At 61.7% G+C, this 15008-nt stretch carries 17 protein-coding genes; 11 read left to right on the top strand and 6 right to left on the bottom strand.

Annotated elements, in window-relative coordinates:
* Window positions 1-65: 65 nt before the first annotated feature.
* The 3 genes from sucC (at window position 66) to V3C40_RS09065 (ending at window position 2808) form a co-directional block, all read left to right on the top strand.
* Complete coding sequence (gene sucC / locus V3C40_RS09075; protein ID WP_034746081.1) at window positions 66-1235, top strand: ADP-forming succinate--CoA ligase subunit beta; 1170 nt, start codon at window positions 66-68, stop codon at window positions 1233-1235.
* Window positions 1236-1248: 13 nt separating this feature from the next.
* Window positions 1249-2130: a succinate--CoA ligase subunit alpha gene (gene sucD, locus V3C40_RS09070; RefSeq protein ID WP_034746085.1), complete on the top strand. Its 882-nt coding sequence runs from the start codon at window positions 1249-1251 to the stop codon at window positions 2128-2130.
* Between the two features lie 177 nt (window positions 2131-2307).
* Window positions 2308-2808, top strand: coding sequence for a pilin (locus V3C40_RS09065; protein ID WP_070301057.1), 501 nt, complete (start codon window positions 2308-2310; stop codon window positions 2806-2808).
* A gap of 21 nt (window positions 2809-2829) precedes the next feature.
* Here the strand turns inward: V3C40_RS09065 and V3C40_RS09060 are convergent, their stop codons facing one another.
* Window positions 2830-3552: a flagellar brake protein gene (locus tag V3C40_RS09060; RefSeq protein ID WP_319990572.1), complete on the bottom strand. Its 723-nt coding sequence runs from the start codon at window positions 3550-3552 to the stop codon at window positions 2830-2832.
* 105 nt (window positions 3553-3657) lie between these two features.
* Between V3C40_RS09060 and V3C40_RS09055 the strand changes: the two genes are divergently transcribed.
* The gene (locus tag V3C40_RS09055) at window positions 3658-4095 is read left to right on the top strand and encodes a DUF6713 family protein (protein ID WP_331777220.1); all 438 of its coding nucleotides are present in this window, start codon (window positions 3658-3660) and stop codon (window positions 4093-4095) included.
* Here V3C40_RS09055 and moaC read toward each other — a convergent pair whose 3' ends face one another.
* On the bottom strand, window positions 4096-4602 hold the full coding sequence (moaC, locus tag V3C40_RS09050) for a cyclic pyranopterin monophosphate synthase MoaC (protein WP_331777219.1): 507 nt from the start codon (window positions 4600-4602) through the stop codon (window positions 4096-4098).
* Between the two features lie 267 nt (window positions 4603-4869).
* On the opposite strand from moaC, the gene V3C40_RS09045 reads away from it, so the two are divergent.
* A complete protein-coding gene (locus V3C40_RS09045; protein WP_442907240.1) occupies window positions 4870-6378 on the top strand; it encodes a beta-barrel assembly-enhancing protease in 1509 nt (502 codons plus the stop codon).
* On the opposite strand, the gene V3C40_RS09040 is transcribed toward V3C40_RS09045, so the two are convergent.
* From V3C40_RS09040 to V3C40_RS09025, 4 genes are all read right to left on the bottom strand, one after another.
* Entirely contained in the window at window positions 6375-6971 is a 597-nt protein-coding gene (locus V3C40_RS09040; protein ID WP_034746098.1) for a DUF2946 family protein, read from the bottom strand. The genes V3C40_RS09045 and V3C40_RS09040 overlap by 4 nt on opposite strands.
* On the bottom strand, window positions 6964-7989 hold the full coding sequence (locus V3C40_RS09035; RefSeq protein WP_331777218.1) for a YheT family hydrolase: 1026 nt from the start codon (window positions 7987-7989) through the stop codon (window positions 6964-6966). Before V3C40_RS09035 ends, V3C40_RS09040 begins: the two co-directional genes overlap by 8 nt.
* Entirely contained in the window at window positions 7989-8414 is a 426-nt protein-coding gene (locus tag V3C40_RS09030) for a YybH family protein (RefSeq protein ID WP_034746103.1), read from the bottom strand. The genes V3C40_RS09035 and V3C40_RS09030 overlap by 1 nt, the downstream gene beginning before the upstream one ends.
* Window positions 8415-8486: 72 nt before the next feature.
* The gene (locus V3C40_RS09025; RefSeq protein ID WP_034746106.1) at window positions 8487-8681 is read right to left on the bottom strand and encodes a zinc-finger domain-containing protein; all 195 of its coding nucleotides are present in this window, start codon (window positions 8679-8681) and stop codon (window positions 8487-8489) included.
* Between the two features lie 258 nt (window positions 8682-8939).
* On the opposite strand from V3C40_RS09025, the gene V3C40_RS09020 reads away from it, so the two are divergent.
* From V3C40_RS09020 to V3C40_RS08995, 6 genes are all read left to right on the top strand, one after another.
* Window positions 8940-9674 (top strand): AzlC family ABC transporter permease, encoded by a 735-nt coding sequence (locus V3C40_RS09020; RefSeq protein ID WP_331777217.1) that lies wholly within the window; start codon window positions 8940-8942, stop codon window positions 9672-9674.
* Window positions 9667-10017 (top strand): AzlD domain-containing protein, encoded by a 351-nt coding sequence (locus V3C40_RS09015; protein WP_034746111.1) that lies wholly within the window; start codon window positions 9667-9669, stop codon window positions 10015-10017. Before V3C40_RS09020 ends, V3C40_RS09015 begins: the two co-directional genes overlap by 8 nt.
* A 77-nt stretch (window positions 10018-10094) precedes the next feature.
* Window positions 10095-11306 carry a phosphoglycerate kinase gene (locus V3C40_RS09010; RefSeq protein WP_331777216.1) on the top strand — a complete coding sequence of 404 codons (1212 nt, stop codon included), beginning with the start codon at window positions 10095-10097 and terminating at the stop codon, window positions 11304-11306.
* Window positions 11307-11416: 110 nt separating this feature from the next.
* Window positions 11417-12865, top strand: a complete 1449-nt coding sequence (gene pyk, locus V3C40_RS09005) for a pyruvate kinase (protein WP_046684386.1) — start codon at window positions 11417-11419, stop codon at window positions 12863-12865.
* A 79-nt stretch (window positions 12866-12944) separates the two neighbouring features.
* The gene (fba, locus tag V3C40_RS09000; RefSeq protein WP_034746119.1) at window positions 12945-14009 is read left to right on the top strand and encodes a class II fructose-bisphosphate aldolase; all 1065 of its coding nucleotides are present in this window, start codon (window positions 12945-12947) and stop codon (window positions 14007-14009) included.
* 104 nt (window positions 14010-14113) lie between these two features.
* A complete protein-coding gene (locus V3C40_RS08995) occupies window positions 14114-15007 on the top strand; it encodes a phosphoribosylaminoimidazolesuccinocarboxamide synthase (RefSeq protein ID WP_331777215.1) in 894 nt (297 codons plus the stop codon).
* Window position 15008: the final 1 nt, after the last annotated feature.

Below are 15008 nucleotides of genomic sequence, written 5' to 3'. Positions count from 1 at the left end.
TTTTTCCTGTTTTTTTTGCACCACTAACCGTATTTTTACAAATCAGTATCAGAAGGGAAGCCAGCATGAAAATCCATGAGTATCAAGCCAAAGAAATCCTCCGGCAGCACGGAGTGACGGTACCACGCGGTATTCCGTGCATGTCCGTCGAAGAAGCCGTCAAGGCTGCGGAAACCCTGGGCGGCCCGGTATGGGTTGTCAAGGCGCAGATCCACGCAGGTGGCCGCGGCAAGGGCGGCGGCGTGAAAGTGGCGAAATCGATCGAGCAAGTCAAGGAATACGCTGACCAGATCATGGGCATGCAGCTGATCACGCACCAGACCAGCGCCGAAGGCCAGAAAGTCAACCGCCTGCTGGTGGAAGAAGGCGCCGACATCAAACAAGAACTGTACGTTTCGCTGGTCACCGACCGCGTCACCCAGAAAATCGTCCTGATGGCGTCGTCCGAAGGCGGCATGGACATCGAAGAAGTGGCCGAGAGCCACCCTGAGAAGATCCATCACGTCACCATCGATCCAGGCACCGGCCTGACCGATGCCCAGGCAGACGACATCGCCGCCAAAATCGGCGTGCCTGCCGGTTCCATCGCCGACGCCCGCGTCAACCTGCAAGGCCTGTACAAAGCGTACTGGGAAACCGATTGCTCGCTGGCCGAGATCAACCCGCTGATCGTCACCGGCAGCGGCAAAGTCATCGCCCTGGACGCCAAGTTCAACTTTGACCCGAACGCCCTGTTCCGTCATCCGGAAATCGTCGCCCTGCGCGATCTGGACGAAGAAGATCCAGCTGAAATCGAAGCGTCGAAATTCGACCTGGCCTACATTTCGCTCGACGGCAACATCGGTTGCCTGGTGAACGGCGCCGGTCTGGCCATGGCCACCATGGATACCATCAAGCTGTTTGGCGGCGAGCCAGCCAACTTCCTGGACGTCGGCGGCGGCGCCACGGCAGAAAAAGTCACCGAAGCGTTCAAGATCATGCTGAAAAACCCAGGCCTGAAAGCCATCCTGGTGAACATTTTCGGCGGCATCATGCGTTGCGACGTGATCGCTGAAGGCGTGATCGCCGCAGTGAAAGCCGTCTCGCTGAACGTACCGCTGGTCGTGCGCATGAAGGGCACCAACGAAGACCTGGGCAAAAAGATGCTGGCCGATTCCGGTCTGCCTATCATCGCAGCCGACACCATGGAAGATGCAGCCAAGAGCGTCGTTGCCGCTGCTGCCGGTCAAGCTTAATTAAGGAATCAACATGTCCATTCTGATCAATAAAGATACCAAAGTCGTTACCCAAGGGATCACCGGCAAGACCGGCCAGTTCCACACCCGCGGTTGCCGCGACTACGCGAACGGCAAAGCTGCCTTCGTGGCAGGCGTGAACCCGAAGAAAGCCGGCGAAGATTTCGAAGGCATTCCTATTTTCGCTAACGTGACCGAAGCGAAAAAAGAAACCGGCGCCAACGTTTCCGTGATCTACGTACCGCCAGCAGGCGCGGCAGCGGCGATCTGGGAAGCTGTCGAAGCTGAAATGGATCTGGCCATTTGCATCACCGAAGGCATTCCTGTCCGCGACATGATGGCCCTGAAAGACCGCATGGCTAAAGCCAACAGCAAAACCTTGCTGCTGGGCCCTAACTGCCCAGGCCTGATCACGCCAGACGAAATCAAGATCGGCATCATGCCAGGTCACATCCACAAGAAGGGCCGTATCGGCGTGGTGTCCCGTTCGGGCACCCTGACCTATGAAGCAGTGGGTCAATTGACCGCACTGGGCCTGGGCCAATCGTCGGCAGTCGGCATCGGCGGCGACCCGATCAACGGTCTGAAGCACATCGACATCATGAAGATGTTCAATGACGATCCAGATACCGACGCGGTCATCATGATCGGCGAAATCGGTGGTCCGGACGAAGCCAACGCGGCTTATTGGATCAAAGACAACATGAAAAAACCGGTCGTTGGCTTCATCGCTGGCGTCACCGCTCCTCCAGGCAAGCGCATGGGCCACGCCGGCGCGCTGATCTCGGGCGGTGCCGATACGGCACAAGCCAAGCTGGAAATCATGGAAGCTTGCGGCATCACCGTGACCAAAAACCCGTCGGAAATGGCGCGTCTGCTGAAAGCCATGCTGTAATTTTCAGCCTGGTTCATGCAGTACAAAAAAGGAGCTTCGGCTCCTTTTTTTGTCCGCAAGACAGGCCAATTCCCGGCCTGGGCGGACGGCGCTGGTCCGAACCCGCCCAAATGCGTCGCTTTTCTTTCCATGCGTACCGCCGCTGCCCGGGCGCGCCGCTGGCATGGCGCTTGCACCATGCACGGCACGAGCAACGCACAATGGGAGGATACGATGCGCGCGCAAAGCGGTTTTACCCTGATAGAACTGATGATCGTGGTGGCCATCGCCGGCATCCTGGCGGCCGTGGCCATTCCCCAGTACGGCGACTATACGATGCGGGCCAAGGTCAGCAATGTGCTGGCGGCCGCTGCGCCGCTGAAGACGGCCGTGGCCCTGTGCGTGCAGGAAAATGGCGGCGAGGCGGCCGCCTGCAGCACGCCGACCCCGGCCGTGCCCAGCGCCATCCCCGTGTTCAGTGCCACGCGCGAAGTGGCCAGCGGAAAGGTCGACAAGGGCAATATCGAGCTGACCCTGGCGGCCGACCTGGGCACGGGTATCGGTGGACAAACCGTGACGATGACCATGAAGCCGGGCACCAGCAGCCTGACCTGGTTCAATAGCACCACCGTGACGAATCCGGCAGCGAAGGAAGCGATTACCAAAAGCAACATTCCCGACGTGACATCGACGCTGTAGGTGGCGTTTGCCAGTTGGGTATCAGACGATTTTTTGCCGGTCCGCGATCAGCGCTTCATACGTGAGATTTTGCAGCAGGGTGTAGTGGGTCGGTTCCAGGTCGATGAATTGCACGCCGTACGTATGAATTTCAGCTACCCCGGTGGCGTGGCCATTCGACGGCTTGCCCACGCTCACGTTCTGGATGCGGGCGCGCGTGTTGACGCGCATCTGATGCTTGTTCGGCTGCACCAGCAGGGTAAAGCTCAGCGCCACGCCTTCGTCATCGGGCGTAAGCATGCTGGGCGCCTCGATCAGCGCGCCCGAGACGCTGAGGTTGACGATGAACACGGGCACGGCCGCCACGTCGCGGTAGCTCAGCTGTGCCGGAATGTCCACCTTGACGCGCATGGCCGTGCGCAGGCTGGTGCCCTGGATGGCATCGGGAAAGCTCAGGTGGACATAGTTGAGCGGGCGGCCGAAGATGCGCAGCACGCTGCAGGAAAACGAACAGACGGTGACACCAGAAAACACGCGGATGGTCAGCTTGTCACCCTCGTTGAGGACAATCGACGCGCCGTTTTCCATGGGAATCTTGACGATCAGGTACTCGTCTTTCACATAGCCGATCACGGTCGAGAAATGCTGGATGGGTTTGATGGTGCGGTGCGTGATGAACTGGATGCGTCCCCCCACCTGCAGATTCATGGCCTCGAAGTCGAAGTCCTGGAGCTTGGTTTCCGCGGCGGGTCTGTTGCTTGTCATGCGATGCTCATGTGGATATGGACGACTCGCAGTATGCATGATTTCTTGATGAAAAAGCATTTATATCAATGAAATTCATTTTTACATCGAAAGTGCCATGGGCACATGCCGGTGCGTGGTGCAGGCTTTACAATGGGATCAATATTGACGAATGTTAATCTTATGCCGCGCAGCTACTTCTGGACCATGTTGTTCCTGATCTTGCATCAAATCGACGCTGCCTATTGGAAAGAGTGGGAGATGTTTCATCTGCCGGGCGGCGTGCAGGGTTTTCTCGTGTTTAACCTGGCGGCGATTACCGTGGTGCTGGCCGGTTACCGGCACGTGCTGCTGGCCACCGCGCGGGCGCCCCTGTACGCTGGTGTCTGCGCCGCGCTGGGCGTGGGAACGTTCCTGATCCACGCCGGCTTCGCACTGGCAGGGCTGGAGCAATTCCACTTGCCCCTGTCCATGGCCATCATCGTACTATGCCTGGCCAGTGCCGTCTGGCTGCTGCGCGACTTGCGCCGCGTCCAGGGCCATCTTGCGCGCCAGGCAAAATAATTACACCTCGGCGTGCCAATCGCCCGACTTGCCGCCATGTTTTTCCAGCACGTGCACATTCGTCATGACCATGCCCCGGTCAACGGCCTTGCACATGTCGTAGATCGTCAACAAGCCGATTTGCACGGAAGTGAGCGCTTCCATTTCCACGCCCGTCTTGCCCGTCGTATCGACCTGGGCGCGGCAGTGCACGCTGTTGGCCGCTTCATCCACTTCAAAATCGACGGTGACGCGCGTGAGGGCCAGCGGGTGGCACAGGGGAATCAGGTCGCTCGTGCGCTTGGCACCCATGATGGCGGCGATGCGGGCGATGCCCAGCACGTCGCCTTTTTTTGCATTGCCGGAAATGATCAATGCCAGGGTGGCCGGCTGCATGCGGATGGTGCCGGCGGCCACGGCGCTGCGCCGCGTGTCTTCCTTGCTGCCCACATCGACCATATGGGCCTGGCCCGTGGCGTCGAAATGGGTCAGTTCCCCGGCGGGGGCTTGCTTGTCTGCTGTTGTCATGGCGTCAAAATAGGTAAGAAAAGGGAAGCGCGGCACGCCCTGTCACGACCGCATGCCACTGGCATGACGCGTGGGAATGGGCGCCGCTAACAAGGTATGATAGCACCCGTGAATTCAAAAACTCCCCTTCCAATCATCGTTGAAAACGCCGCTGCGGCATGGCTGCGCGGCTCCCGGCGCGCGTCCGTGCTGGCTGCCTTGTGGCTGGCGGCGCCCTGTGCGCTGGCGCAAACCTATACGTCCGCGCCAGCGGTGCCGGCCGCCAGCGTGGCGGCCAAGCCGGGAAGCGGCTGGACGCCGCTGGCCGTGCCGCCGGCGCCGAACCTGCCGAACCTGGGCGACACGTCGCGCGAAGACCTGTCGCCGGCGATGGAGCGCAAGATCGGCGAGGAAATCATGCGCGGCATCCGCGGCGACCGCGACTATCTCGACGACGCGCCCCTGCTCGAATACCTGAATACCTTCGGCAACGCGCTCGTGGCGGCGCGCCCCAGCGTGCGCGGTGAAACGAATTACGATTATTTCTTCTTTGCCGTACGCGATCCCCAGTTGAACGCGTTTGCCTTGCCCGGCGGCTTCATCGGCGTGCACTCGGCCCTGGTGCTGGCGGCGCAAACGGAGGCGGAACTGGCGTCCGTGCTGTCGCACGAGATCGGCCATGTGGCGCAGCGCCATATCGCGCGCATGCTGGGCCAGCAGCGCCAGGACGCCCTGATGCCGCTGGCCGCCATGCTGCTGGCGGCGCTCGCTTCGCGTGCAGGCGGCGATGTGGCCATGGGCGTGTTTGCCGCCGGCCAGGGCCTGGCCATCCAGCGCCAGCTCAATTTCGGTCGCGACGCCGAACGCGAGGCGGACCGCATCGGTTTCCAGATCATGGGCGAAGCGGGCTTCGACACCACCGGCATGGTGGCCTTCTTCGGCCGCATGCAGGCGGCCAGCCGCTCGTACAGCGACTTGATGCCCGCCTATCTGCAGACCCACCCGCTGACGACGGAACGCATTGCCGACATCCAGGCGCGCATCCGCGAGCAGCCGTACAAGCAGCGGGCGGACAGCCTGAGTTTCCACCTGGCCCGGGCGCGCGCCCGCGTGCTGCAGGATGAAAGCGTACAAGGCTTGTTGAACGCCAAGGCCGTCTTCAAGACGCAGCTGGAGCAGCAAAGCCGCTTCCAGGTGACGGCCGCCCATTACGGCTTGTCCTTTGTCGCCGTCAAGCAGGGCAAGCCGGCGGAGGCGCAAAAGGAACTCGACGCGGCCAATGCGGCCCTGCACCAGCCGGCCGGGCCGAACGTGTTTACCTCGGGCGGCACGCAGGCGCCCAATTCCTTGCTGACGGCGATGGGGCTGGAAGTGCTGTTGATGCCGGCGCAAAAGAAGGAAGTGGCGCAGCAAGCCCTGAAGGCGGCGGACGCTGCGCGCCAGCAATTTCCCCTCTCGCGCGGCATTGCCCACCAGTATGCGGAAGCGCTGATGGCTGCGGGCAAGCTGGAGCAATCGACCGTGTATTTGCGCGAGCAGGTGCAGCTCTACAAGGAAGAGCCGGAACTCTACGACTTGCTGGCGAAAGCCTATGCGGACCAGGGCAAGATGACCTTGCAGCACATGGCGCTGGCCGAATCCTACGTGCTGCAGGGCGCCACCATGGCCGCGCTGGACCAGCTGACGATCGCCCGCAAATCGACGGACGCGACCTTTTATGACCAGGCCGTGATCGATGCGCGCGAGCGTGAACTGCAGGAAAAGCGCCGCGAGCAGATCAAGGACCAGAAGGGCTAGTTTTTATCGGCTTGCGGCGCCCGCTGGAAGCCGAAGGTCTGCGGCACGGAGTCATAGCCCAGCGGCTGCACGGCGATCACCTTGCTGCCATGCAATAACATCAAATTGCCTTGAGCATGCTCCAGCCAGGCTAGCAGGGTCTCGTCGCTCAAGGCCAGCCCATCAACGCGCAGCGACGCCAGCACTTGCGCCATGTCGCGGTCGTCGACCTGCGCCACGATATCGGCGTGGCGCAAGATCAGCGCGCCGTTGTCGCACAGGTAAACCTGCTCGATTCTCGATAGTGGCACGCCCGTCTGCAAGACAAAACCGTGCTGCGGGTCGCTGCGGGCGATATATGGCGTCGCTTCCAGGTTCACGTACACGCGTTGCGGGCCATTCTGGAAAAACCAGCAACCGCGTTCGTCCTGGGCGTAATTGCGGTTGATGAAATTCAACAGGGCCGTATGGGCGATCTTGTCGCCGGGCAGTTGTTGCTGTTGCGCCTGCTGGTCGCGCATGCGCCAGTGGCCGCGCGCGTCCAGGCCCAGCCAGCCGTAGCAGTGGGGCACGTTCGGCCATTTGGCCAGGGCTTGCTTGACGAGTTCATCCATGTGTAGCGTTTTCCAAGTGAGTGCGCGCACCGCCAGCGTGCCAGCTTTGCGGCGCAGACGGCGCCATGTTGCCGTTTTCAAAGAAGGAGAGCAGCCGTTGCGGCAGCCAATACAAGCTTCCCGGCATCTTGCCAGCGGCAAAGCCGACGTGGCCGCCGTGGCGCGGATACTCGAGCGTGACGTTCGGCGCGGCGCTGCGCGGCAAGAAGCGCCCGGGCAGGAAAGGATCGTTTTGCGCATTCAGCACCAGGGTCGGCACGGTAATGTCCTGCAAGACGTGCTTGGCGCTGGCGCGGTGCCAGTAATCGTCGGCGTCGCGGTAGCCGTGCAGCGGTGCCGTGACGACATTATCGAAGGCGTGCAGATCGCGCGCGGCCAGCATGGCGTCGCGCGCGAACAGGCCGGGAAACTGCTCGAGCTTGGCCAGGCATTTCGGTTTCAGGGTGTTCAGGAACATGCGCGTGTAGAGCCGGTTGGCGCCCGAAGACAGGGCCTTGCCCCCTTGCGCCAGGTCCAGCGGGGCGGACACGGCCGCTGCCGCATCGATGAAATCGGCCTGGTGCTGCGATTGACCCAGCCAGCACAGCAGGGCGTTGCCGCCCAGCGAGACGCCGGCCGCATACAACTTTCCCGTGGCGCGCGGGCGCAGGCGCTGCACGATCCAGTCCACTTCCTGCGCATCGCCCGAATGGTAAAAACGGGGCGCCAGGTTCGCCTCGCCCGAGCAGCCGCGAAAATGCGGCACGGCGCCGGACCAGCCGCGCGCGGCCACCTCGGCCATCAGTGAGCGCGCGTAATGGCTGTTCGACGAGCCTTCCAGACCGTGGAACAGCACCACGAAGGGCTGGCCCGGCTGGCCATCGACCAGGTCGACGTCGACGAAATCGCCATCGGGCGCTTGCCAGCGTTCGCGGCGGAAGGCCACGGCCGGCTTGGCGAGGCATACGGCCGGATAAATCGTTTGCGCGTGGCCGCCAGGCAGCCACAGCGGGGCGGTGTAGGAAAGAGACAAAGCCATCAGTGCAGGATCTGCGTCCCCGCGGCGTCGGCCGGTGCGCCACCGGGGGCGATGGACGCGTGGTGCAGCACGATGCGCCAGCCGCGCGGCGTTTTGACATACACATTCGTGGCCAGCAGATGCGCCGGGCCGCCTTCTTCCTGGGTCACGCCTTCGATCACCGTGTGCACCGAACTCATCAGATTGTGCGTTTCATGCAGCTGCGCCGGCACGATGTGCAGGCCGCCGCCGGCCAGAATGGTTTCCCACGAGGCGCGGATGGCGGCATGGCCGATCAGGCGCGCGCCGCCCGGGTGGATGCAGACGATTTCTTCATCGTCGGCCCATAGCGCCATCAGCGCTTCGAGGTCGGCGCGGTGCAAGGCATCGTAGAACGCCGCTTCGACTTCGGCGGCGCTGCCATTGAGTTCTTTCAGACGTTTCATGACGACTCCGGGCTGATCGCTATAACTTGATGCAAATAAAAACGGCGCGCTGGGGGCGCGCCGCTGGGCAGTTTAATGATGGCCGGCGCTGGCGCCTTCCTTCAGCGTGTAGGCCGTGCCGCAGTACGGGCACTTGGCGACGCCGTCCTTGTTGAATTCCAGGAACACGCGCGGATGCGACGACCACAGCGGCATGGCCGGGTTAGGGCAGTGGGCTGGCAAGTCTTTACTGTCGAGTTCGACCGCTGGCTGGGTGGTTTTTGTCATCTTGTCATGCTCCGTGAGGCTGTATGGAAGGAAGTCGGCTGCTGCCAAAAGCACGATTTTAACGGATTCAGGCAGACAGCAAAAATCATGGCTAAAATGTCGGCTTGATCATCTTCGGCTGCGGCGCGGTTTTTCGCGACAATATGGCTGCCGTAGCGCCACCCTGACTGGATTTGCCTTGCCGGTATCACCGTTGCGGAGCCGTTCTCCGCGCACCATTGTTGTGCAGTTACCACACTACCTCGGCCGGAGCGCCGCGTGAACGCCGTCCCGGCCGCCAAGGACGAGGCCCTGCTGAAAGATGCCTGGCGCGCCGGCCTGAACCTGGGGGCGCCCACCTTGCTGGGCATTGCCGCCTGGGGCATGGTGGTGGGTGTGGCCATGGTGAAAAGCGGCTTGACGGTGGCGCAGGCGGGGGCCATGACCCTGTTTGTCTTTGCCGGCTCGGCCCAGCTCGCGTCCTTGCCTCTGCTGGCCGCGCAGGCGCCCGTATGGGTGATCTTCGCCACGGCCCTCGTCGTCAATTTGCGTTTTGTTATCTTTTCCGTGCTGCTGGCCCCCCATTTTTCCCATCTGCCGTGGCGCCAGCGCTTTGCGCTCGGCTATGTGGCCGGCGACATCACCGTGGGCCTGTTCCTGCAACGCTACCCCCATGAAACGCCGGACCCGGGCAAGCTGCCTTTCCTGAAAGGCTTGATCTACCCCAACTGGCTGGCCTGGCAAATCGGTTCCTTCATCGGCATCGTGCTGGGCGCCGTCGTGCCGGCCGAATGGGGGCTCGGTTTTGCCGGCACCCTGGCGATCCTGTGCGTGACGGTGCCGCTGATCCTCAGCCGCGCCGCCCTGTGCGGCGTGCTGGTGGCGGGCGCGGTGGCCGTGCTGGCCTTCAGCCTGCCGTACAAGCTGGGCTTGCTGGTAGCCGTCGTGGTGGGCATGGTCAGCGCCATGGCCGTGGAAGAATTGACTGAAAAATGGACAAAACGCCATGATTGACGGCATCGACTGGGGCAGGGCCGACGTGTGGATCGCCATCGCCGTGCTGGTGGTGGCAACGGCCGCCACACGCAGCACCTTCTGGCTGATCGGCCATCACATCACCATCCCGCGCCGTGTGGGCGAGATGCTGCGCTATGCGCCGGCCTGCGCGCTGGCGGCCATCATCGCGCCCGACCTGCTGATGGAAGGGCAGCAAGTGCACTTCGACTTATCCAATTTGAAACTCTTGTCGGGTATTGCCGCCACGCTCTTTTTCGTGATTCGCCGCAATATGCTGCAAACCATCGTCTTCGGCATGCTGGTTTTCACGGGCTTGCGACTGTTGCATGTTTTTCAGTAAAGCAGGACAAATCGGCGATTTGGTCTGGTCCTTGCGGTAAAATAGCGCACTTCCTTCCACTCGTCATCTGGATCGCCATGTCAGCTGTTCTCAACTTCATCCGTCTGCAAGATTTGATCGCCCAAAATGCACTGCAAGGCAAGCGCGTGTTTATCCGCGCCGACCTGAACGTCCCGCAAGATGACAGTGGCAAGATCACCGAAGATACGCGCATCCGCGCCTCGGTGCCGGCCATTCGCGCCGCCCTTGACGCTGGCGCCGCCGTCATGGTGACGTCGCACCTGGGCCGTCCGACGGAAGGCGAGTTCAAGCCAGCCGACAGCCTGGCGCCCGTGGCGGCACGTTTGTCCGAGCTGCTGGGCCAGGAAGTTGCACTGAAACAAAACTGGATCGATGGCGCCGGCCTGGAATCCCTGGCCGCCGGCCAAGTGGTCTTGCTGGAAAACGTGCGCGTCAACAAGGGCGAAAAGAAAAACAGCGATGAGCTGGCGCAAAAAATGGCCAAGCTGTGCGATATCTACGTCAATGACGCGTTCGGCACGGCCCACCGCGCGGAAGCGTCCACGCACGGCATCGCCAAGTTCGCGCCCGTCGCCTGCGCCGGCCCGCTGCTGGCCGCCGAACTCGATGCGCTGGGCAAAGCGCTGCACGCGCCAGCCCGACCACTGCTGGCCATCGTTGCCGGTTCGAAAGTATCGAGCAAGCTGACCATTTTGAAAGCGCTGTCCGACAAGGTCGATAACCTGATCGTCGGCGGCGGCATCGCCAACACCTTCATGAAGGCCGTCGGCTTGAACGTCGGCAAGTCGCTGGTGGAAGCGGAGCTCGTTGAAGAGGCGAAAGCCATCATCGAGATCATGGCCAAGCGCGGCGCGCAAGTGCCGATTCCCGTCGACGTCGTGTGCGCCAAGGAATTCTCGCCAACGGCAGCCGCCACCGTCAAGGACGTGGCCGACGTGGCGGACGACGACATGATCCTCGATATCGGCCCGAAAACGGCGGCCCTGCTGGCGCAGCAGATCGGCGCCGCCGGCACCATCGTGTGGAACGGCCCCGTTGGCGTATTCGAATTCGACCAGTTCGGCAACGGCACCAAGACCCTGGCCTTGGCCATTGCCGATTCGAAAGCTTTCTCGATCGCTGGCGGTGGCGACACCCTGGCGGCGATTGCCAAATACGATATTACCGATAAAATCAGCTATATCTCGACCGGTGGCGGCGCTTTCCTGGAATTCCTGGAAGGCAAGACCCTCCCAGCAGTTGAGATCCTGATGCAACGCGCAGGCTGATCCGGCCTGACTGTCGTGCCACCAAGCGCAGCCTGACCGCTGCGCTTTTACCTTGCCGGGCGGCTCAGCCGCCAGGTCTTGCTCACCTTCGCTCGCGCACAAGGACTCCTATGCCACGCGGTACAAAAATCGTAGCAACAATCGGCCCCGCTTCCACTGACTTCGATATCCTGGTCAAAATGATACGTGCGGGCGTCGACGTGGTGCGCTTGAATTTTTCCCACGGCAAGGCGCAAGACCATATCGACCGTGCGGCGCTGGTGCGCCTGGCGGCCGCCGAGTGCGGCCGCGAAGTGGCCATCATGGCCGACATGCAAGGACCGAAGATTCGCGTCGGCAAGTTTGAAAACACGCGCATCCAGCTCGAAGCGGGCGAGCGCTTCATCCTCGACGCCAAGTGGGGCGAGAACGGTGAACTGGGCAACCAGGAAAGAGTCGGCCTCGACTACAAGGCCTTGCCGCGCGACTTGCACAAGGGCGACGTCTTGCTGCTGAACGACGGCCTCATCGTGCTGATCGTCGAGCGCATCCACGGCAGCGAAATCCACACGACCGTCAAGATTGGTGGCGAGTTGTCGAACAACAAGGGCATCAACCGCCAGGGTGGCGGCCTGTCCGCGCCGGCCCTGACGGCCAAGGATATGGAAGACATCAAGACGGCCATGAGTTTCCAGGCCGACTATCTGGCTATTTCCTTCCCGAAATGCGCGACCGACATGGAAATGGCGCGCCAGCTGGCCAATATCGCCGGCGAACCGTACCACCACAAGCCGATGATGATCGCCAAGATCGAGCGGGCCGAAGCCATTCCTGCGCTGCAAGAGATTCTCGACGCTTCCGACGGCATCATGGTGGCGCGTGGCGACCTGGCGGTCGAGGTGGGCAATGCGGCCGTGCCGGCCTTGCAAAAGCGCATGATCAAGATGGCGCGCGCGTCGAATAAATTAGCCATTACTGCCACGCAGATGATGGAATCGATGATCGTCAACGCCGTACCGACCCGCGCGGAAGTGTCCGACGTGGCGAATGCCGTGCTCGACGGCACGGATGCCGTCATGACGTCGGCCGAAACGGCCTCGGGCAAGTACCCGATCGAGACGGTGGAAATGATGGCCGCCATCTGCGTGGAAGCGGAACAATCCGAATACAACAAGCTCGATGCCGATTTCCTCAACGTCACGTTTACCCGCATCGACCAGTCGATCGCGTATGGCGCGCTGTTTACGGCCCACCATTTGCGCGTCAAAGCCATTGTGGCGCTGACGGAATCCGGTTCCACCGCCTTGTGGATGAGCCGCCACAGCATCGACACGCCGATCTATGCACTGACGCCCAGCGTCACGACTTTGCGCAAAGCCGCGCTGTATCGCAATGTTCGGGCGTATCATCTGATGCAGAACGCCCCCAGCGCGCAAGTGCTGAAGCAGGCGGAAGAGCTGCTGGTGGCGCAGGGCATCGTCCGCAAGGGCGACATGATCGTCGTTACCTGGGGCGAACCGATGGGCCAGGTGGGCGGCACGAATGCCTTGAAAATTGTGAAGGTCGGAGAATTCGACTAAGGTCCAAGAATTCAGGCGCCGCCGCGGTCATCGACCGCGAAGCGCCACAACGGTTTCTATTGTTATCTGGAGTATTACCATGTCTCTCGTATCCATGCGTCAACTGCTGGACCATGCCGCCGAAAACGGTTATGGCATTCCTGCTTTCAACGTCAACAACCTGGAGCAAGTGCAAGCCATCATGGCCGCCGCCGATGCGCTCAACAGCCCGGTGATCATGCAAGCGTCCGCTGGCGCGCGCAAGTACGCCGGTGAAGCGTTCCTGCGCCACCTGATCGACGCCGCCGTCGAAGCGTATCCGCACATTCCCGTCGTCATGCACCAGGATCACGGCCAGTCGCCAGCCGTCTGCATGGCCGCCATCCGCTCGGGTTTTACTTCCGTGATGATGGACGGTTCGCTGGAAGCGGACGGCAAGTCGGTCGCCTCGTACGAATACAACGTGGAAGTATCGCGTGAAGTCGTAAAATTCTCGCACGCCATCGGCGTGACGGTGGAAGCGGAACTGGGCGTGCTCGGTTCGCTGGAAACCATGAAGGGCGACAAGGAAGACGGCCACGGTGCCGATGGCACCATGACCCGCGAGCAACTGCTGACGGACGTGGCACAAGCGGCCGACTTCGTGCAGCGCACCCAGTGCGACGCCCTGGCGATCGCCATCGGCACCTCGCACGGCGCCTACAAATTCACGCGCAAGCCGACGGGCGACATCCTGGCCATCGACCGCATCAAGGAAATCCACGCGCGCATCCCGAACACCCACCTGGTGATGCACGGTTCCTCGTCGGTGCCGCAGGAATTGCTGGCCATCATCCGCGAATTCGGCGGCGACATGAAGGAAACCTACGGCGTGCCAGTCGAGGAAATCCAGGAAGGCATCCGTCACGGCGTGCGCAAGATCAACATCGACACCGATATCCGCCTGGCGATGACGGCCGCGATCCGCAAATACCTGTTTGAAAACCCGTCGAAATTCGACCCGCGCGACTACCTGAAGCCAGCCCGTCTTGCTGCAGAGCAAATCGTACGCGCCCGCATGCAGGCATTCGGCTGCGAAGGCCAGGCGTCGAAAATCAAGGCGATGCCACTGGAAAAAATGGCCGAGCGTTACAAGGCCGGCGAGCTGTCGCAAATTGTGAAGTAAAATTCTGTCTGGAACGGGCCGGAGGCAATCCTCCGTGCCCGATTTTCTCGACCGGCGGGCACCCCCTGCCTGCCGGTTTCGTTTCATCCAACTATTCCCCCGCTATGAACAGCCTCTATCAGACTTCCATCCACTCCCTGCCATTGCTGGGCCACGGCAAGGTCCGCGACAATTACGCCGTTGGCGACGACAAGATCCTGATCGTCACCACGGACCGCCTGTCGGCCTTCGATGTCGTCATGAACGAGCCTATCCCCGGCAAGGGCAAGGTTCTCAACCAGATGAGCGATTTCTGGTTCGAGAAACTGGGCCATATCGTGCCGAACCACCTGACCGGCGTGGCGCCGGAATCCGTGGTGGCGCCCGAGGAAGTGGAACAAGTCAAGGGCCGCGCCGTCGTGGCCAAGCGCTTGAAACCGATCATGGTCGAGGCGGTCGTGCGCGGCTACATCATCGGTTCGGGCTGGAAAGATTACCAGGACACGGGCAGCATCTGCGGCATCAAGCTGCCGGCGGGCCTGCAACAGGCGGAAAAATTGCCGGAGCCGATCTTCACGCCGGCGGCCAAGGCCGAGCTGGGCGAGCATGACGAAAACATCAGCTTTGCTGAAATGGAAGAGCGCATCGGCGCGGAACTGGCCGCCAAGATGCGCGACGTCGCCATTCAACTCTACAAGACGGCCGCCGAATACGCTGCCACGCGCGGCATCATCATCGCCGACACCAAGTTCGAATTCGGCCTGGACGACAATGGCGTCATGCATTTGATGGATGAAGTGCTGACGGCCGACTCGTCGCGCTTCTGGCCCGCCGATTCGTATCAGCCTGGCATTTCGCCACCGTCGTTCGACAAGCAATTCGTGCGCGACTACCTGGAAACGCTGACCTGGGGCAAGACCGCACCGGCGCCAGCGCTGCCGGCCGGCGTCATCGAAAAAACCCAGGCCAAGTACTTCGAAGCCATCGAACGCCTGACGGGCGAGAAGCTGAAGGCCTGAG

The sequence above is a fragment of the Janthinobacterium sp. LS2A genome (assembly GCF_036543145.1).
Classification (GTDB): Bacteria; Pseudomonadota; Gammaproteobacteria; order Burkholderiales; family Burkholderiaceae_D; genus Janthinobacterium; species Janthinobacterium aestuarii.
This window is presented reverse-complemented; position numbering and strand designations above follow the sequence as displayed.